Genomic DNA, 20,053 nt, shown 5'->3' on the forward strand with positions numbered 1-20,053 from the left:
GCTTCGGCGCAGGCGGCGCTGGCCCGTCGCTCGGTTTCGGCACCCGCCGCCGGCAGCATCGAGACGCTCTATTACAGGAACGGCGAAGTCGTTCCCGCCGGCCGGCCGATCGTCGCGCTCCTGCCTCCCGAAAATGTCCGCATCCGCTTTTTCGTGCCGGAAACCGAGATCGCCCGCCTGTCGCTCGGTCAGCCGGTCCGTGTCACCTGCGACGCCTGCCGGCCATCCGACGCAAAAGTCAGCTTCATCGCCAGGAACGCGGAATACACGCCGCCGGAAATCTACAGCCTCGAAGAGCGCGCAAAACTCGTCTACCGCGTCGAGGCCATCCCGACCGACCCGAAGGCGCTCCGCCCCGGCCAGCCGGTCGACGTCCTGCCTGGGCCACGCCCATGACCGCCGCCGAAACCTACGAAGTCGACGCTCCGGAAACCGTGATCGACGTCCATCACCTGACCAAGAGCTTTGGCGGCCGCAAGGTGGTCGACGACCTCTCCATGTCGGTGAAGAAGGGCCGCATCCACGGCTTTCTCGGCTCCAACGGCTCCGGCAAGACGACCACCATCCGCATGCTCTGCGGCCTCCTGACGCCCGATAGCGGCAACGGCACCTGCCTCGGCTTCGACATTCTGACCGAGAGCGACCGCATCCGCCGTCGGGTCGGTTACATGACCCAGAAATTCTCGCTCTACCAGGACCTGTCGATCCGCGAAAACCTCGAATTCGTCGCTCGCGTCTACGGCCTCTCCGACGCTCGCGGCAAGGCGACCGCCGCCATCGAACGCCTCGGACTCAAGGGCCGCGAGAAGCAGCTGGCCGGCGAACTGTCCGGCGGCTGGAAACAGCGCCTCGCGCTCGGCGCCTGCATCCTGCCCGAACCGGCACTTCTTCTCCTCGACGAACCGACCGCCGGCGTCGACCCGAAGGCCCGCCGCGACTTCTGGAACGAGATCCACGCGCTTGCCGCCAACGGCCTCTCGGTGCTGGTCTCCACCCACTATATGGACGAGGCCGAGCGCTGCCACGAGATCGCCTATATCGCCTACGGAAAACTGCTCGCCGAAGGCACGGTGGACGAGGTGATCGCCGGCACCGGCCTCGTCACCTTCACCGTCTCCGGCCCGGGCGCCGACCGTCTGCAAGCGGAACTCGAACATGCACCCGGTATCGACATGATCGCTCCCTTCGGTACCAGCCTGCATGTCGCCGGCCGCGATGCCGCGGCTCTCGAACAGGCGATCGCTCCCTATCGCGACAGGCCCGGCCTCAAATGGGAAAAGGGCGAGCCGACGCTCGAAGACGCCTTCATCGACCTGATGCGCCGCTCGGAGGACAATTTCAAATGACCCCGGCGCCCAGCAATACCAACGGCAATGGCTCTTCGGGCGGCAGCTCCTTCGGCCGCTTCTGGGCGATGACGGTCAAGGAATTCATCCAGATGACCCGCGACCGCATCACGCTCGCGACCATGGTCATGCTGCCGATCATGCAGCTCTTCCTGTTCGGCTTTGCGATCAACACCACCCCGCACAACCTGCCGACCGCCGTGCTGATGCGCGAAAACAGCGATGTCGGCCGCTCGATCCTGGCCGCGCTGAAAAACACCGATTTCTTCGAGGTGAAGACCGTCGTCACCCGCGCCGAGGACATGGATGCCCTGCTGCAGTCCGGAAAGGCCCTGTTCGTCGTCGAAATCCCCGAAGGGTTCGAGCGGTCGCTGCGCCGCGGCGATTCGCCCTCGCTGCTGGTCGCGGCAGACGCCACCGATCCGGTCGCTGCCAGCTCAGCGCTCGGCGCACTCTCCGGCATCATCTCGACCGCGCTCGAAAACGACCGCCAGGTCGCCTTCACTGAGCCGGTAAAGCCCGCCTTCCAGATCGTCCAGCACCGCCGCTACAACCCGGCCGGTTCCTCGACCTTGAACATCGTCCCCGGCCTGCTCGGTACGATCCTGACCATGACGCTGCTGATCTTCACCGCCCTTTCCGTCACCCGCGAGGTCGAGCGCGGCACGATGGAGAACCTGCTCTCCATGCCGATCAAGCCGCTGGAGATCATGCTCGGCAAGATCGCGCCTTACGTACTGATCGGCCTCATCCAGGCTCTGGTGATCATCGGCGTCGGCGTCCTTGTCTTCCGGGTTCCGATCCTCGGCGATCCCCTGTCGCTGACCGCCGCAACCGCCCTCTTCGTCATCACCAACCTGTCGATCGGCTACACCTTCTCGACGGTTGCCGCCAACCAGCTTCAGGCCATGCAGATGGCGATGATGTTCTTCCTGCCGAACATCCTTCTCTCCGGCTTCATGTTCCCGTTCGCCGGCATGCCGAATTGGGCGCAGTGGATCGGCGAGGCGCTGCCGCTCACCCACTATATCCGCATCGTCCGCGCGGTGATGCTGAAGGGTGCCAGCATCGAGACATTGGCCTATGACACGCTGGCGCTCGCCGGCCTGATGGCCGTCGCCATGCTGATCGCGGTCCGCCGTTTCCGCCGCACGCTGGATTGAAGGCCGCAAACCCTACGTATTTCACCAGTATTGCCGCATCGCGATAAGCTTGGAATACGCCTTGCTTTATTCTCGTGCATTGCACAAAATCCCGGCAACGATCATCGATCGGTCAGCGTAAAGGCCGGCAAGGGGAAGTATGTCGATCAAGGCGAGTATCTACCACCTTACCCATTACATGTACGACAAGCCCGTCCGTCTCGGACCGCAGATCATCCGCCTCAAACCGGCCGCCCATTCGCGCACCAAGGTGCTCAGCCATTCGCTGAAGGTGACCCCCTCCAATCACTTCGTGAACCTGCAGCAGGACCCTTACGGCAATTACCTCGCCCGCTTTGTCTTTCCGGACCCCGTCACCGAGTTCAAGATCGAGGTCGATCTCGTCGCCGACATGACGGTCTACAATCCCTTCGACTTCTTCGTCGAAGAGGACGCGATGAAATGGCCGTTCAGCTATCCGCCGGAACTGGTCGAGGACCTGTCGATCTACATGGTGCCTGAGCCGCCGGAACCGGCGCTCGTCGATTATCTGAAGACTTTCGACATGTCCCCGGGTCAGCCGACGGTCGACATGATCGTCGGCATCAACGCCCGCCTGCAGCAGGCGATCGGTTATGTCATCCGTATGGAGCCGGGCGTGCAGACGCCGGAACAGACGCTGACTTCCGCCATGGGCTCCTGCCGCGACACCAGCTGGCTGCTTGTCCAGATCCTGCGGCATCTCGGCCTCGCCACCCGCTTCGTCTCAGGCTACCTCATCCAGCTCACCCCGGACCTGAAGGCGCTCGACGGTCCCTCCGGCACCGAAGTCGATTTCACCGACCTGCATGCCTGGTGCGAAGTCTACCTCCCCGGCGCCGGCTGGGTCGGCCTCGACCCGACCTCCGGGCTTCTGACCGGTGAAAGCCATATTCCGCTGGCCGCCACGCCGCATTTCCGCAACGCAGCGCCGATCTCCGGCGGTTATTTCGGAGAGGCTGACACCTCCTTCGCCTTCGACATGAAGGTCAACCGCGTCGCAGAGCATCCGCGCATCACCAAACCCTTCTCCGACGAATCCTGGGATGCGCTGAACGACCTCGGCGAACAGGTCGACCGCGTGCTGAAGGCGCAGGACGTACGCCTGACGATGGGCGGCGAGCCGACCTTCGTGTCGATCGACGATTTCGAATCCGGCGAATGGAACACCGATGCCGTCGGCCCCACCAAACGCGAAAAGGCCGACATCCTGATCCGCAAGCTGCGCGAGCGTTTCGCGCCCGGCGGCTTCATGCATTACGGCCAGGGCAAGTGGTATCCGGGCGAAACTCTGCCGCGCTGGACGTTTTCGCTCTACTGGCGCAAGGACGGCCGGCCGATCTGGACCAATCCCGACCTCGTCGCCGAGGAGGGCCGCGATTACGGCATCGGCGAACAGGATTCCGCCAAGCTCCTGACCGGCATCGCAAGCGAACTCGGCATTGCCCCGGACATGGTCGTACCGGCCTATGAGGATCCGGCGGAATGGATCATCAAGGAAGGCAACCTGCCGGACAATGTCGATCCGTCCAATTCCAAACTCAAGGATCCGGAGGAGCGCAACCGCATCGCCCGTGTCTTCGAACGCGGCCTGACCAGTGCCAGCGGTTATGTCCTACCCGTCCAGGCATGGAACGCGCAGGCCACGGGAAGCTCGGCGGCTAAACGCTGGATCAGCGAGAGGTGGCGCACGCGCCGTGGCAAGATCTTCCTCGTGCCCGGCGACAGCCCGGTCGGTTACCGCCTGCCGCTCGGCACCCTGCCCTATGTTCCACCGTCGCAGTTTCCCTATATCCACGAGGCCGACCCCTCGATCCCCCGCCAGCCGCTGCCCGAGGCGATCATCCCGGCCGGCCGCGCCATGCCTGAATCCTCGTTCAAGGCAGGCGACGCCGCCAATCCCGGCCGCGTCGAGCAAACACTCGGCGAAATCGGCGGCGCGGTGCGTACCGCGATTTCGGTCGAGGCCCGCGACGGCAGGCTCTGCGTCTTCATGCCACCGGTGGAAAAGATCGAGGACTATCTCGAACTGATCGCCGCTGCCGAAAACGCCGCCACCGCACTCGGCCTTCCCGTCCATATCGAAGGTTATGCGCCGCCGCATGACGAGCGCATCAACGTCATCCGCGTCGCACCGGATCCCGGTGTCATCGAGGTCAACATCCATCCGGCCGCCAGCTGGAAGGAGACGGTGTCGATCACCACCGCGATCTACGAAGAAGCCCGCCAGAGCCGCCTCGGCGCCGACAAGTTCATGATCGACGGCCGCCACACCGGCACCGGCGGCGGCAACCATGTCGTGGTCGGCGGCGCCAACCCGAACGACAGCCCCTTCCTGCGCCGCCCCGACCTGCTGAAGAGCCTGGTGCTCCATTGGCAGCGCCATCCGTCGCTCTCCTACCTGTTCTCCGGCCTGTTCATCGGCCCGACCTCCCAGGCGCCGCGCATCGACGAGGCCCGCCACGATTCGATGTACGAGCTGGAGATCGCGCTTGCCCAGGTGCCGGCGCCCGGCCAGGGTGCTCCGCCACTGCCGTGGCTGGTCGACCGGCTGTTCCGCAACCTTCTGACCGACGTCACCGGCAATACTCACCGCTCGGAAATCTGCATCGACAAGCTGTTCTCGCCGGACGGCCCGACCGGACGGCTCGGCCTCGTCGAGTTCCGCGGTTTCGAAATGCCGCCGAATGCCCGCATGTCGCTTGCCCAGCAATTGCTGGTCCGGGCGCTGATCGCCCGCTTCTGGAAGAACCCGCTGCAGGGCCGGTTCGTGCGCTGGGGAACGGCGCTCGCCGACCGCTTCATGCTGCCGCAATATGTCTGGGCGGACTTCATGGACGTCCTCCAGGACCTGCGCGAAAACGGCTTCGACCTGCGTCCCGAATGGTTCGAGGCGCAGCTTGAATTCCGCTTCCCCTTCTTCGGCGAGGTCGAATACGAGGGCTCCAAGCTGGAACTGCGCCAGGCGCTCGAACCCTGGCACGTGATGGGCGAGCAAGGCGCCATCGGCGGCACCGTGCGTTATGTCGATTCGTCGGTGGAACGCCTCCAGGTCCGGCTCGAAACCACCAATCCGGCCCGCTATACCGTCGCCTGCAACGGCCGCGCCGTGCCGCTCAAGGGCACCGGCACGTCCGGCGTCTCGATTGCCGGCGTCCGCTTCAAGGCCTGGCAGCCGTCCGCCGGCCTGCACCCGGTCCTGCCGGTTAATACGCCGCTCACGTTCGACATATATGATACATGGTCCGGCCGTTCGATCGGCGGCTGCATCTATCACGTTGCCCATCCGGGCGGGCGTAGTTATGACACCTTCCCGGTCAACGGCAACGAGGCGGAAGCGCGCCGGCTCGCCCGGTTCGAACCATGGGGGCATACCGCTGGAAGCTATACGCTTCTGGCCGAAACGCCGTCGCCCGAATTCCCGCTGACGCTCGATCTGCGCCGGCCGCAAGGAGTCTGAAACGCCCGATGTCCAAGACACCGGCAACCGAACGCAAGGCAAAAGAGGGGATCGCTCGCGATCCCCTGCTTGGTTATGCCGCGCTGCCGGGCGTTGCCGACGAGATGCTCGACGCGAACGGCCAGATCCGGCCGGTCTGGCGCAACCTGATCTCCCATCTCGGCCGCATGACCGAGGGCGAGCTGCGCGAGCGTTTCGCCCGCGCTGACCGTTACCTGCGCGATGCCGGCGTTTTCTACCGCACCTACGGCGCTCAGGGGAGCGGCGAGCGCAACTGGCCGATCAGCCACGTGCCGGTGCTGATCGACGGCCGGGAATGGGAGACCGTCTGCAAGGGCCTCGTGCAGCGCGCCAATCTTCTGGAAGCGTTGATTGCCGATATCTACGGTGAGAACAAGCTGGTGCAGGAAGGTTTCCTGCCGCCCGCGCTGATTGCCGGAAATTCCGAATTCCTGCGCCCGCTGGTCGGCGTCAAGCCGGTCGGCGGTCACTACCTGCATTTCTGCTCCTTCGAGATCGGACGCGGCCCGGACGGAAACTGGTGGGTGCTTGCCGACCGTACCCAGGCGCCGTCGGGTGCCGGTTTCGCGCTGGAAAACCGCGTCGCCACCACCCGCGCCTTCTCTGACATCTATGCCGAGAGCCATGTCCATCGGCTGGCCTCCTTTTTCGGTGCCTTCCGCGATGCGCTGCAGTCTCACAAGCAGCACCCGGACGACCGCATTGCCGTGCTTTCGCCCGGTCCCGCCAACGAGACCTATTTCGAACACGCCTATATTGCCCGCTATCTCGGTTTCATGCTGCTCGAAGGCGAAGACCTGACGGTCGTCAACGACCGCGTCATGGTTCGCACCGTCGCCGGCCTTAAGCCGGTCGGCGTGCTCTGGCGCCGTCTCGATGCAGCTTACGCGGATCCGCTCGAGCTCAACCAGCATTCCCATATCGGCACCCCCGGCATGGTCCAGGCGCTACGTGCCGGCGCGCTCACCTTCGTCAACGCGCTCGGCTCCGGCATTCTCGAAACCCGCGCGCTGCTGGCATTCGCGCCGACCGTCTGTCGGCGGCTGATCGGCGAGGACCTGATCATGCCTTCGATCGCCACCTGGTGGTGCGGGCAGAAAAAGGAACGCGAGCACGTCGCCAAGAATATCGAGCGGATGGTCATCGGCCCCGCCTATTCGCGACTGCCCTTCTTCGACGACAACGGCCAATCGGTGCTCGGCTCGTCGTTGCGCAAGACCGCCAAGGAAACGGTCGGCGAATGGCTGGCGACCGAAGGCGCCAAATTGGTCGGCCAGGAAGTGGTGACGCTTTCGACGACGCCCGTCTATGTCAACGGCAAGCTCACCCCGCGGCCGATGTCATTGCGCGTCTTCGCCGCCCGCACGGAACACGGCTGGCAGATCATGCCGGGCGGATTTGCCCGCATCGGCGCTGGCGACGACGTAGCGGCGATCGCCATGCAGTCCGGCGGGGCTGCGGCCGACGTCTGGATCGTCAGCGACAAGCCGGTCGCGAGGGCGACGCTTCTGCCGCCTGAGGAGAGTTTCACCCGCAACATGCCCGGCAGCCTGCCGAGCCGCGCCGCCGACAATCTCTACTGGCTGGGGCGTTATATCGAGCGGGCCGAAGGCGCACTGCGCATCCTGCGCGCCTGGCACCAGCGTTATGCCGAATCCGCCGATCCGAACGCGCCGCTGCTCGCCGACGTCACCCGCTACCTCAAGGGCACCGACATCGAGATGGTGAAGGCGGTGCCGGCAACGCTTTTGCGCAACATCGACAGCGCCATCTATTCGGCAAGCAACATCCGCGACCGCTTCTCGCCGGATGGCTGGCTGGCGCTGACCGATCTTGCCAAGACCGCCCGCCGCTTCCACGACACCGTGCATGCCGGCGACGACGCCTCGCATGCCATGACCATCCTCCTGCGCAAGCTCGCGGGCTTTGCCGGTCTGGTGCATGAAAACATGTACCGTTTCACCGGCTGGCGCTTCCTGTCGATCGGCCGTCATCTCGAACGCGGCATGCACATGACCCGCCTGCTCGGCCACATGTCCGGCCCGGATGCGCCGGACGGCTCACTCGACATGCTGCTCGAAATCGGCGACAGCGTCATGACCCATCGCCGCCGCTACAACGTCGCCACCGCGAGGCTGACGGTCGCCGACCTCCTGGGGCTCGATCCGCTCAATCCGCGCTCGATCCTCTTCCAGTTGAACGAGATCCGCACCGAGGTGGAACAGCTGCCGAACGCCTTCGTCAACGGTCAGATGTCGCCCTTCTACCGCGAGGCGATGCGGCTGCATTCCGGCCTTGCGGTGATGACCCCGGAAGGCATGAGCGAGGATACCTACCGCAAGCTCGAACAGGAGATGGAGAAGCTGTCCGATATTCTCGGCCAGACTTATTTCAGCTGATGCTCTACGATCTCTCGCTTCACATGGGTTATACCTACGACGTGCCGGCCTCGGGCGCCCGCCACGTCATCCGCCTGCTGCCACTGTCGCTGCCCGACCGGCAGCGGCTGATCGCCGGCTCGATCACCGTCGGCCCGAATGCCGAGGAACGGACCACCTTCGTCGATTTCTTCGGCCAACCGGCGACCTCCGTGCTGCTGCGCGCGCCGCACGAAACGCTCGACATCCGCATGCCGGCCCGGGTCATGGTGGAAGCCACCTCGATGACCGCGGACCTGTCGCCGGAACTGACGACGCTCGCCGACGAACTGGCGGATTTCTGGTCGGTCGATGCCGCCTCGCCCCATCACCTGACGGGCGCCAGCCCGCGGCTTGCCGAAGAGCCGCTGATCGCGGCCTATGCCCGCGAGATCGCCAGGCCCGGCCAGACGGTGCGCGAGATCGCCCTCGCCGTCTGCGCCCGCATCTACAAGGACTTCACCTACGATGCCAAGGCGACCAATGTTGACACCACGCCGAAGGAAGCCTTCCGGCTGAAGCGCGGCGTCTGCCAGGATTTCACCCATATCATGATCGTCGCGCTCCGCAGCCTCGGCATTCCGGCCGGGTATGTCAGTGGCTTTCTGCGCACCATTCCGCCGCCGGGCAAGGAACGCCTCGAAGGCGCCGACGCCATGCACGCCTGGGTGCGGATCTGGTGCGGCGAGACCATGGGTTATATCGAACTCGATCCGACAAACAACATTCCGGCCGGCAGCGACCACATCGTCGTCGGTTACGGCCGCGATTATTCCGACGTCGCCCCGGTCATCGGCATGCTCAAAGGTTACGGAAACCAAAAAGCCGAGCAAGCCGTCGACGTCATTCCACTGAAATCATGAAATCCCGCCCCGTTTTGGCGCTGATTTCTGTGGTCCGCTAAAATTGCAACGAATGGTTTAAACCTTCCTATACCCGCCAGGAATACACCCATAGATGTTCAAATGAATTGAACGGATCTGGGGGCTATGATGAGGCACACGCTTTTTGGGCGGTTGGTGAAGGACCGCGCAGGTAATTTCGGCATCATAACGGCAGCCATGCTTCCTGTGCTGCTGGCTGTAGGCGGTGTCGCGGTCGATCTGACCCACGTGATGGAAGAAAAGAACAAGCTGCAGGCGCTCGCCGACAGCGCCACGCTCGCCGCCGCGGCCGCCATGGCCGACAAGGGCACCATGACGGTTGAGGAGGCTCAGACCCTCGCCAAGAATTTCCTGCTTGGGCCCAAGAAGGCCGACATCCGGAACTCCGGCCTGCCTACCGCTGAGCAGGACGCCGCGATCGCCAAGATCGAGAAAGACACCACAGCCCTTGCGACCATCGCGACGACCTCGAACACTGCGGCCAGTTACGAAGTCAGCATGAAGTCCGCCTATGAGGTGCCGCTGACGGGGCTGACGTCGTTCGTCGGCTTCACCACCATGCGTGTCAGCGTCGACAGCAAGTCTGCGAGCGGCCGCGAAGGCAATGCGCTCTCCATGTATCTGGCGCTCGACGAATCGGGCTCGATGGCCTGGGATACGACGACGGTCGACCCGACCAACCCCACCAAGCAGGAAAGCTACGACTGCTCCACCGGCTGGCAGTACAAGACCTGCACCAGGACCGTGCCGAACTACCTGTCCAAGATGCTGTCGCTGAAGACCGCGGCCGCAGTGATGTTCGCGGAACTCAAGAAGGCCGACCCCGGCAACGAGCTGATCCGCGTCGGCGCCGACAGCTACGACGACAAGACCAAGACTGAACAGAAAATCGACTGGGGCACAACCGCCGTGTCCACCTATGTCAACAAGCTGCCGGCCGTCCCGGATGGCGGTACCGACGCCAGTGGCGCGATGACCAACGCCGTCAACGCGCTGAAGGCCGCCAATGCCACCGAAAAGACCGCGCACGACAGCAAGAAGAACACCTCCTTCGAGCGTTTCATCGTTTTGATGACGGATGGAGAAATGACCGGCAACAGCTCGAGCTGGAACAAGACGCTGGATACCAAGGTGCGTGGCATCTGCGATCAGGCCAAGACCGACGGCATCAAGATCTACACGATCGCCTTCATGGCCCCGGCCAATGGCAAGAGCCTGCTCGAATACTGCTCGAGCGGCAAGGCCGAATATTATTACGAACCGGACGACATGACGACGCTGGTCGAGAGCTTCGGCGAGATCGCCCGCAAGGCCGCCAAGACGGGTACCCGCCTGACCAACTGAACCTGCCTTCCAGAAAGGCCGCAAAAACGCCCCGCCCTCACCGGCGGGGCGTTTTTCGTTGGTCTTGTCCAGCCGATACACGCAAAGATAAATCGGTCATTGCGCAGTGTCATAACGGTGCATAAACTGTCTCTATACATCATGCCAGATGGACTGAATCGGACGCCCTTCCTCCCGCTCCCCAGAAAGTTGGCGACATATGAACAACACGTCTTCTCCGGTCGAAATTCCTCAGCCGGCCCCCCGCAGCTCTCGCCCCGAAATCATGGCGGAAGAGATCATCGAGCGCCTGACCTACCGTATCGGCAAGGACGCGAAGGTGGCGAAGCCGCACGACTGGCTGACCGCCACCATCCTGGTGGTGCGCGACCGCATCATCGACACCTGGATGGAATCGACCCGCAAGGTTTATAGAACCGGCGGCAAGCGCGTCTATTACCTGTCGCTCGAATTCCTGATCGGCCGCCTGATGCGCGACGCGGTCAGCAACATGGGCCTGATGCAGGAAATCCGCGACGCGCTGTCTTCGCTCGGCGTCGACATCGACGTGATTGCGGTTCTGGAACCGGATGCCGCACTTGGCAACGGCGGCCTCGGCCGGCTCGCTGCCTGTTTCATGGAGAGCATGGCGACCGTCGACATCCCGGCCTATGGCTACGGCATCCGCTACGTACACGGCCTGTTTCGTCAGCAGATGGCAGACGGCTGGCAGGTCGAGCTTCCGGAAAGCTGGCTCGCCCACGGCAACCCCTGGGAATTCGAACGCCGCGAAAGCTCCTACGAGATCGGTTACGGCGGCACGGTCGAGACGGTCGGCGGTTACGACGAGACGCCGCGTTATGTCTGGAAGCCGGCCGAACGCGTCATCGCCATGGCCTATGACACGCCAGCCGTCGGCTGGCGCGGAAAGCGCGTCAACACGCTGCGCCTCTGGTCGGCCCAGCCGATCGACCCGATTCTGCTAGATGCCTTCAACGCCGGCGACCACATCGGCGCCCTGCGCGAAAGCAACAAGGCCGAAAGCCTGACCCGAGTCCTCTACCCGGCAGATGCCAACCCGGCCGGCCAGGAACTGCGCCTGCGCCAGGAGTTCTTCTTCTCGTCGGCCTCGCTTCAGGACATCCTGCGCCGCCACCTGCAGCAATATCCGGATTTCACCAATCTGCACGAGAAGGTCGCGATCCAGCTCAACGACACCCACCCGGCCGTGTCGATCGCCGAGCTGATGCGCCTCCTGACCGACATCCACGGCATGGATTTCGAGCAGGCCTGGTCTGTCACCCGCCAGACCTTCTCCTACACCAACCACACGCTCTTGCCGGAAGCGCTGGAAACCTGGCCGGTGCCGCTGTTCGAACGCCTTCTGCCGCGCCACATGCAGATCGTCTATGCGATCAACGCCTTGATCCTGATCGAGGCGCGCAAGCAGAAGAGCTTCTCCGATACCCAGATCCGCTCGATCTCGCTGATCGACGAAAGCGGCGACCGTCGCGTCCGCATGGGCAACCTTGCCTTTGTCGGCTCCCATTCGGTCAATGGCGTCTCGGCCCTGCACACCGACCTGATGAAGGTCACGGTGTTCGCCGACCTGCACACGATGTATCCGGCCCGCATCAACAACAAGACCAACGGCATCACCCCGCGCCGCTGGCTGATGCAATGCAACCAGGGTCTCACCTCGCTCATTCAGGAAGCGATCGGCGACGAGTTCCTAGACAATACCGATGCCTTGAAGGGGCTCAATGCCCATGCCGACGACAAGGCGTTCCAGGAGAAGTTCGCCGCCGTGAAGCGGGCCAACAAGGTGCAGCTCGCCAATCTCGTCGGCAGCCGCATGGGCATCCGCATCGATCCGTCGGCAATGTTCGATATCCAGATCAAGCGCATCCACGAATACAAGCGCCAGCTTTTGAACATCATCGAAGCCGTCGCCCTTTACGACCAGATCCGCTCGCATCCCGAACTGGACTGGGTCCCACGCGTAAAACTGTTCGCTGGCAAGGCGGCGCCGAGCTATCACAACGCCAAGCTGATCATCAAGCTCGCCAACGACGTGGCTCGCACAATCAACAACGACCCGGCCGTCCGCGGCCTGCTGAAGGTCGTTTTCGTGCCGAACTACAACGTCTCGCTCGCTGAAATCATCGTTCCAGCCGCGGATCTTTCCGAACAGATCTCAACCGCCGGCATGGAAGCATCCGGCACCGGCAACATGAAGTTCGCGCTGAACGGCGCGCTGACCATCGGCACGCTCGACGGCGCCAATGTCGAGATGCGCGACCATGTCGGTGAGGAAAATATCGTCATCTTCGGCATGACTGCCGACGAAGTCGCCAAGGTGCGCGAAGAAGGCCACCAGCCCCGCGCCATCATCGAGAAGTCGCGTGAACTGGCCCAGGCGCTCAACGCGATCGCCACGGGTGTCTTCTCGCCGGACGACCGCTCCCGCTTCACCGGCCTGATCGACGGCATCTACAATCATGACTGGTTCATGGTCGCCGCAGATTTCGACGCCTACGCGGAAGCCCAGCGTAACGTTGACCAAATTTGGTCCGACCCTAAATCCTGGTATTCGAAGACAATTCGCAATACCGCCCGGATGGGATGGTTCTCCTCGGACAGAACTATTCGTCAGTATGCGTCGGAAATCTGGAGAGCCTGATGAAAAAATCGCCGCGCGTCGATGACGGGAGAGCCCCAGGCGAGATTCCGTTATCCGAGATCGAGGCGATTTTGGAAGGCAGGCATACCAATCCCTTTGCCGTCCTCGGGCTCCACAAGCTCGGGGATGGTTTCAGGGTTCGCTGTTTCGTGCCCGGAGCGGAGGCGGTCACCGCCCTTTCGCTGAATGGCACCGAACTCGGAGAACTGAAGCGCCGCCACGACGCCGGATATTTCGAGGGCGTCGTCAACGCCACCCATCTCCAGCCGATCCGTTACCGCGCCCGCCGCGGCGATGACGAATGGGCGGTGACGGACCCCTATACGTTCGGCCCGGTGCTCGGCCCGATGGACGACTATTTCGTCCGCGAAGGCTCGCATCTGCGCCTGTTCGACAAGATGGGCGCACATGCCCTGAAACACGAGGGCGTCGAAGGTTTCCACTTCGCCGTCTGGGCGCCGAACGCCAAGCGCGTTTCCGTCGTCGGCGACTTCAACGGCTGGGACGGTCGCCGACACGTGATGCGGCTGCGCGTCGATACCGGGATATGGGAAATCTTCGCCCCCGACGTACGGGCCGGCTCTGCCTACAAGTTCGAGATCGTCGGCAAGAACGGCAAGCTCCTGCCGCTGAAGGCCGATCCCTATGCCCGGCGTGCCGAACTGCGGCCCAACACCGCCTCGGTCACTGCACCCGAACTCTCCCAGAAATGGGATGATGCCGCCCACCGGGAATTCTGGGAAAAAGCGAACCACCGCCGCCAGCCGATCTCGATCTACGAAGTGCATGCCGGCTCCTGGCGCAAAAAGCCGGACGGCTCCTTCCTCTCCTGGGACGATCTCGCTTCGGAACTGATCCCCTATTGCACCGACATGGGCTTCACCCATATCGAATTCCTGCCGATCACCGAACATCCTTTCGACCCGTCCTGGGGTTACCAGACGACCGGGCTTTTCGCCCCGACCGCCCGCTTCGGCGAGCCGGAAGGGTTTGCCCGCTTCGTCAACGGCTGCCACAAAGTCGGTCTCGGCGTCATCCTCGACTGGGTGCCGGCGCATTTCCCGACCGATGCCCATGGCCTGCGTTTCTTCGACGGCACGGCGCTCTACGAGCATGCCGACCCGCGCCAGGGCTTCCACCCGGACTGGAATACGGCGATCTACAATTTCGGCCGCAACGAAGTCCTCTCCTACCTCGTCAACAACGCGCTCTACTGGTCGGAAAAATTCCATCTCGACGGCCTGCGCGTCGATGCCGTCGCCTCCATGCTCTATCTCGACTATTCGCGCAAAGAGGGCGAGTGGGTACCGAACGAATATGGCGGGCGCGAAAACCTCGAAGCGGTGCGCTTCCTGCAGAGGATGAACTCGCTTTCCTATGGCGCCCATCCGGGCGTGATGACGATCGCCGAGGAGAGCACGTCCTGGCCGAAGGTCTCGCAACCCGTCCACGAGGGTGGCCTCGGTTTCGGCTTCAAATGGAATATGGGCTTCATGCACGACACGCTGAGCTACCTGCAGCGTGAACCGATCCACCGCAAACACCATCACCACGAACTCACCTTCGGCCTCCTCTACGCCTATTCGGAGAATTTCGTCCTGCCGCTGTCCCACGACGAAGTGGTGCACGGCAAAGGTTCGCTGATCGCCAAGATGGCCGGCGACGACTGGCAGAAATTCGCAAACCTGCGGGCCTATTACGGTTTCATGTGGGGTTATCCCGGCAAGAAGCTGCTGTTCATGGGCCAGGAATTCGCCCAATGGAGCGAATGGAGCGAAGCCCGCTCGCTTGACTGGAACCTGCTCCAGTACCATCCGCACGAGGGCATGCGCCGCTTGGTGCGCGATCTCAATTTCTGCTACCGCTCGAAACCCGCACTGCATGCCCGGGACTGCGAGGGCGAAGGTTTTCAGTGGCTGATCGCCGACGACGCGGAAAATTCCGTTTATGCCTGGCTGCGTATGTCGCCGGGAGAAAAGCCCGTGGCGGTGATCAGCAATTTCACCCCTGTCTATCGTGAGAATTTCCGTATCCCCTTGCCAATCGAAGGCAGATGGCGGGAAATATTGAATACCGACGCCGAGATCTACGGCGGCAGCGGCAAAGGCAATGGCGGTCGCGTTCACGCTGTGAACGCGGGAGGAACCATCCAGGCCGAAGTCACGCTACCGCCGCTCGCGACGATCATGCTCGAACTGGAACAAGCATAAGGGACCTTGGGAGGGAACGATGAACGAGAAAAGAATTCAGCCTCTATCGCGCGATGCCATGGCCTATGTGCTTGCCGGCGGTCGCGGCAGCCGATTGAAGGAACTCACCGACCGCCGCGCCAAGCCGGCGGTCTATTTCGGCGGCAAGGCGCGCATCATCGATTTCGCACTGTCGAACGCCCTGAATTCCGGCATCCGCCGCATCGGTGTGGCGACGCAATACAAGGCGCATTCGCTGATCCGCCACATGCAGCGCGGCTGGAACTTCTTCCGGCCCGAACGCAACGAGAGCTTCGACATCCTCCCCGCCTCCCAGCGCGTCTCCGAGACGCAATGGTACGAAGGCACCGCCGACGCTGTCTTCCAGAATATCGACATCATCGAGGCCTACGCGCCTGAATACATGGTCATCCTCGCCGGCGACCACGTCTACAAGATGGACTACGAATACATGCTCCAGCAGCATGTGGACAGCGGCGCCCAGGTCACCGTCGGCTGCCTGGAAGTGCCGCGCATGGAAGCCACCGGCTTCGGCGTCATGCATGTCAACGAGAAGGACGAGATCATCGCCTTCGTCGAGAAGCCCGCCGATCCGCCCGGCATTCCCGGCAATCCCGGTTTCGCGCTCGCCTCGATGGGCATCTACGTCTTCCACACCAAGTTCCTGATGGACGTGCTGAAGCGCGACGCCGAAACGCCCGGCTCCAGCCGCGACTTCGGCAAGGACATCATTCCCTATATTGTCGAGCACGGCAAAGCGGTCGCCCATCGGTTCGCCGATAGCTGCGTTCGGTCCGATTTCGAGCGCGAACCCTATTGGCGCGACGCAGGCACGGTCGACGCCTACTGGCAGGCCAATATCGACTTGACCGAAATCGTTCCGGGGCTTGATATCTATGACAAGTCCTGGCCGATCTGGACCTATGCGGAGATCACCCCGCCAGCGAAATTCGTCCATGACGACGAAAACCGCCGCGGCTCGGCGACCTCGTCGGTCGTTTCAGGCGACTGCATCATTTCCGGTTCGTCGCTCAATCGCAGCCTGCTGTTCACCGGGGTACGCGCCAATTCCTATTCACGCCTTGAGGGCGCGGTCGTACTGCCGAACGTCCGGATCGGAAGACGCGCGCAGCTTCGCAATGTCGTCATCGATCACGGTGTAACCATTCCGGAGGGCCTGGTGGTCGGCGAGGATCCCGAAATCGATGCGAAGCGTTTCCGGCGCACCGAAAACGGCATCTGCCTGATCACCCAGACGATGATCGACAAACTGGACCTGTAACGCGTTATGGAAGTGCTTTCGGTTGCGTCCGAAGTCTATCCGCTGGTCAAGACCGGCGGACTTGCCGATGTGGCCGGGGCGTTGCCGCTGGCGCTGAAAGGCCATGGCGTTTCGGTCAAGACGCTGATGCCCGGTTATCCGGCCGTGATGCGGGCCGTCAAGGGCGCCAAGCTCCGCCTGAGTTTCGAAAACCTGCTCGGCGCCAGGGCCGATCTGCTCGAAGTCGAGCATCAGGGGCTCGATCTCCTGATCCTCGATTCGCCAGTCTTCTTCGACCGCCCGGGCGGCCCTTATGCCGATGCGACCGGCAAGGATCATTTCGACAACTGGCGTCGTTTCGCTGCCCTCTCCAAGGCCGGTGCGATGATCGCCCAGGGCGCCATGGCGGACGGCGATGGCGGCTGGCGGCCTGATATCGTCCACGTCCACGACTGGCAGGCAGCGATGGTGCCGGCTTACATGCGCTATTCCGACGAGCCCGAAGTGCCGACGCTCACCACCATCCACAACATCGCCTTCCAGGGCCAGTACGGCGCCGACATCTTCCCCTATCTCGATCTGCCGGCGCACGCCTTTAGCATCGAAGGCGTCGAATATTTCGGCGGTGTCGGTTTCCTGAAAGCCGGGCTGCAGACGAGCTGGGCAATCTCGACCGTCAGCCCTTCTTATGCCGAGGAGATCCTCACCCCCGAATTTGGCATGGGCCTCGAAGGCCTGCTGACGATCCGCCAGGGCGACCTGCACGGCATCGTCAACGGCATCGATGCCGATATCTGGGACCCGGCGACCGACCCCGCCGTGAAAACCCACTACAACGCCACCACGCTGAAGACCCGCGCCGAGAACAAGCGGGCGGTCACTGAGCGCTTCGGTCTCGACCGGGAGGCCGGACCGCTCTTCTGCGTCATCTCGCGGCTCACCTGGCAGAAGGGCATGGACCTGCTGGCCGAAACGCTCGACGACCTCGTCGCGATGGGCGGGCGGCTCGCCGTGCTCGGCTCCGGCGACCGGGCGCTCGAAAACGCCTTCCATGCCGCAGCCAAACGCCACCCCGGCAAGGTCGCCGTCCTCTCCATCTATGACGAGCCGCTCTCCCACCTGATGCAGGCGGGCTGCGATGCGATCGTCATCCCCTCGCGCTTCGAGCCCTGCGGCCTCACCCAACTCTACGGCCTCAGATACGGCTGCATTCCGGTCGTAGCCCGCACCGGCGGTTTGAACGACACCGTCATCGACGCAAGCCATGCCGCGATCGCCGCCAAGGCCGCCACCGGCATCTCCTTCAGCCCGGTCACCACCGACAACCTGCGCCGGGCGCTTCGCCGCACCGTTGGCCTCTACCATCAGCCCAAGGTCTGGACGGGGATGCAGAAGCAGGGCATGAAATCCGATGTATCCTGGGAAAGGAGCGCCGGACTTTATGCCGGCCTCTATTCCAGCCTCATTGCCAAAAAAGGTTCCTGACCATGATCAAGACCGTCACCACCACTCCCTATCAGGATCAGAAGCCGGGCACGTCCGGCCTGCGCAAGAAGGTCCCGGTCTTCGCGCAAGTGAACTATGCGGAGAACTTCATCCAGTCGATCTTCGACAGCCTCGAAGGCTTCGAGGGCCAGACGCTGGTGATCGGCGGCGACGGCCGCTATTACAACCGCGAGGTCATCCAGAAGGCGATCAAGATGGCCGCAGCCAGCGGCTTCGGCAAGGTCATGGTCGGCCAGGGCGGCATCCTCTCGACGCCCGCCGCCTCCAACATCATCCGCAAGTACAAGGCCTTCGGCGGCATCATCCTCTCGGCCAGCCACAATCCCGGCGGCCCGACCGAGGATTTCGGCATCAAGTACAATATCGGCAATGGCGGTCCGGCCCCGGAAAAGATCACCGACGCGATCTTCGCCCGCTCCAAGGTCATCGATACTTACAAGATCGCCGATGTCGTCGATCTCGATCTTGACGCGATCGGCTCCTTCGACGTCGCCGGCATGGCGGTCGAGGTGATCGACCCGGTCGCCGATTATGCTGAGCTGATGGAGCAGCTCTTCGATTTCCCGTCGATCCGCGCCTTGATCGCCAGCGGCGTCGACGTCGTCATCGATTCGATGGGCGCTGTCACCGGCCCCTACGCCCGGCAGATCCTCGAAAACCGCCTCGGCGCGCCGGAGGGCTCGGTGCGCAACGCCGTGCCGCTGCCGGATTTCGGCGGTCACCACCCGGACCCGAACCTCGTCCACGCCAAGGAACTCTATGACGACGTGATGAGCCCAGACGGCCCGCATTTCGGTGCCGCGTCAGACGGCGACGGCGACCGCAACATGATCGTCGGCAAGGGCATATTCGTCACCCCGTCCGACAGTCTCGCGATCATCGCCGCCAACGCCACCGTGGCGCCGGGCTATGCCCGCGGCATCGCCGGCATCGCCCGCTCCATGCCGACAAGTGCTGCCGCCGACCGCGTCGCCGAAAAGCTCGGCATCGGCATGTACGAGACCCCGACCGGCTGGAAGTTCTTCGGCAACCTGCTCGACGCCGGCAAGGCGACTGTCTGTGGCGAGGAAAGCTTCGGCACCGGCTCCGACCACGTGCGCGAAAAGGACGGCCTCTGGGCGGTGCTCTTCTGGCTGAACATCATGGCCGCCCGCAACGAAAGCGTCGAGGAGATCGTCAAGTCGCACTGGGCCGAATATGGCCGCAACTACTATTCCCGCCACGATTACGAAGAGGTCGATTCGGAAGCCGCCAACCTGCTGATCACCGCTCTGCGCGACAAGCTGGCGACCCTCCCCGGCCAGTCGTTCGGTGCGCTGAAGGTCGCAACGGCCGACGACTTCGCCTATCACGATCCAATCGACGGCTCGGTCTCCAAGAACCAGGGCATCCGCATCCTCTTCGAAGGCGGCTCCCGCGTCGTCTTCCGCCTCTCCGGCACCGGCACCTCGGGCGCCACGATCCGTGTCTATGTCGAGCGTTACGAGCTCGATCCGTCACGCCACGCGATCGACACCCAGGAAGCGCTGGCCGACCTCATCACTGTTGCCGACCAGATTTCCGATCTGCGCAAGAGGACAGGCCGCGACAAGCCGACCGTGATTACCTGATGGCTTCTCGCGCTCAAATCGGGAGGCCGATGGATGCCTTTACCCCCCTCTGCCCTGCCGGGCATCTACCCCACAAGGGGGGAGATCGGATGTTGCAGCACCTCGCCCTCCTTGAACGTTTCTCTTTCGGCTGCCGTCTTCCTTGACGTGG

12 protein-coding genes are annotated in these 20,053 nt (G+C 63.2%); all 12 read left to right on the forward strand.

What is annotated here, in order from left to right:
- Positions 1–396 (forward strand): HlyD family secretion protein (locus MOV61_RS14740; RefSeq protein ID WP_247137095.1); only part of this gene is annotated, 396 nt, incomplete at its 5' end.
- A complete protein-coding gene (locus MOV61_RS14745) occupies positions 393–1,346 on the forward strand; it encodes an ABC transporter ATP-binding protein (RefSeq protein WP_247137096.1) in 954 nt (317 codons plus the stop codon). The genes MOV61_RS14740 and MOV61_RS14745, both read left to right, overlap by 4 nt.
- The gene (locus tag MOV61_RS14750) at positions 1,343–2,509 is read left to right on the forward strand and encodes an ABC transporter permease (protein WP_247137097.1); all 1,167 of its coding nucleotides are present in this window, start codon (positions 1,343–1,345) and stop codon (positions 2,507–2,509) included. The genes MOV61_RS14745 and MOV61_RS14750 overlap by 4 nt, the downstream gene beginning before the upstream one ends.
- 139 nt (positions 2,510–2,648) lie before the next feature.
- The gene (locus MOV61_RS14755; protein WP_247137098.1) at positions 2,649–5,987 is read left to right on the forward strand and encodes a DUF2126 domain-containing protein; all 3,339 of its coding nucleotides are present in this window, start codon (positions 2,649–2,651) and stop codon (positions 5,985–5,987) included.
- Between the two features lie 8 nt (positions 5,988–5,995).
- A complete protein-coding gene (locus MOV61_RS14760) occupies positions 5,996–8,407 on the forward strand; it encodes a circularly permuted type 2 ATP-grasp protein (RefSeq protein WP_247137099.1) in 2,412 nt (803 codons plus the stop codon).
- The gene (locus MOV61_RS14765) at positions 8,407–9,288 is read left to right on the forward strand and encodes a transglutaminase family protein (RefSeq protein ID WP_247137100.1); all 882 of its coding nucleotides are present in this window, start codon (positions 8,407–8,409) and stop codon (positions 9,286–9,288) included. The genes MOV61_RS14760 and MOV61_RS14765 overlap by 1 nt, the downstream gene beginning before the upstream one ends.
- A 126-nt stretch (positions 9,289–9,414) precedes the next feature.
- Positions 9,415–10,653, forward strand: coding sequence for a TadE/TadG family type IV pilus assembly protein (locus MOV61_RS14770; protein ID WP_038545190.1), 1,239 nt, complete (start codon positions 9,415–9,417; stop codon positions 10,651–10,653).
- 199 nt (positions 10,654–10,852) lie between these two features.
- The gene (locus tag MOV61_RS14775) at positions 10,853–13,315 is read left to right on the forward strand and encodes a glycogen/starch/alpha-glucan phosphorylase (RefSeq protein ID WP_247137101.1); all 2,463 of its coding nucleotides are present in this window, start codon (positions 10,853–10,855) and stop codon (positions 13,313–13,315) included.
- A complete protein-coding gene (glgB, locus tag MOV61_RS14780) occupies positions 13,315–15,525 on the forward strand; it encodes a 1,4-alpha-glucan branching protein GlgB (RefSeq protein WP_038545195.1) in 2,211 nt (736 codons plus the stop codon). The genes MOV61_RS14775 and glgB overlap by 1 nt, the downstream gene beginning before the upstream one ends.
- Before the next feature lie 19 nt (positions 15,526–15,544).
- On the forward strand, positions 15,545–16,807 hold the full coding sequence (glgC, locus tag MOV61_RS14785; RefSeq protein ID WP_038545199.1) for a glucose-1-phosphate adenylyltransferase: 1,263 nt from the start codon (positions 15,545–15,547) through the stop codon (positions 16,805–16,807).
- Between the two features lie 6 nt (positions 16,808–16,813).
- Entirely contained in the window at positions 16,814–18,271 is a 1,458-nt protein-coding gene (gene glgA, locus MOV61_RS14790) for a glycogen synthase GlgA (RefSeq protein WP_247137102.1), read from the forward strand.
- A gap of 2 nt (positions 18,272–18,273) precedes the next feature.
- Entirely contained in the window at positions 18,274–19,902 is a 1,629-nt protein-coding gene (locus tag MOV61_RS14795) for an alpha-D-glucose phosphate-specific phosphoglucomutase (protein WP_247137103.1), read from the forward strand.
- Positions 19,903–20,053: the final 151 nt, after the last annotated feature.

The organism is Neorhizobium sp. BETTINA12A, assembly GCF_023006485.1.
Taxonomy (GTDB): domain Bacteria; phylum Pseudomonadota; class Alphaproteobacteria; order Rhizobiales; family Rhizobiaceae; genus Neorhizobium.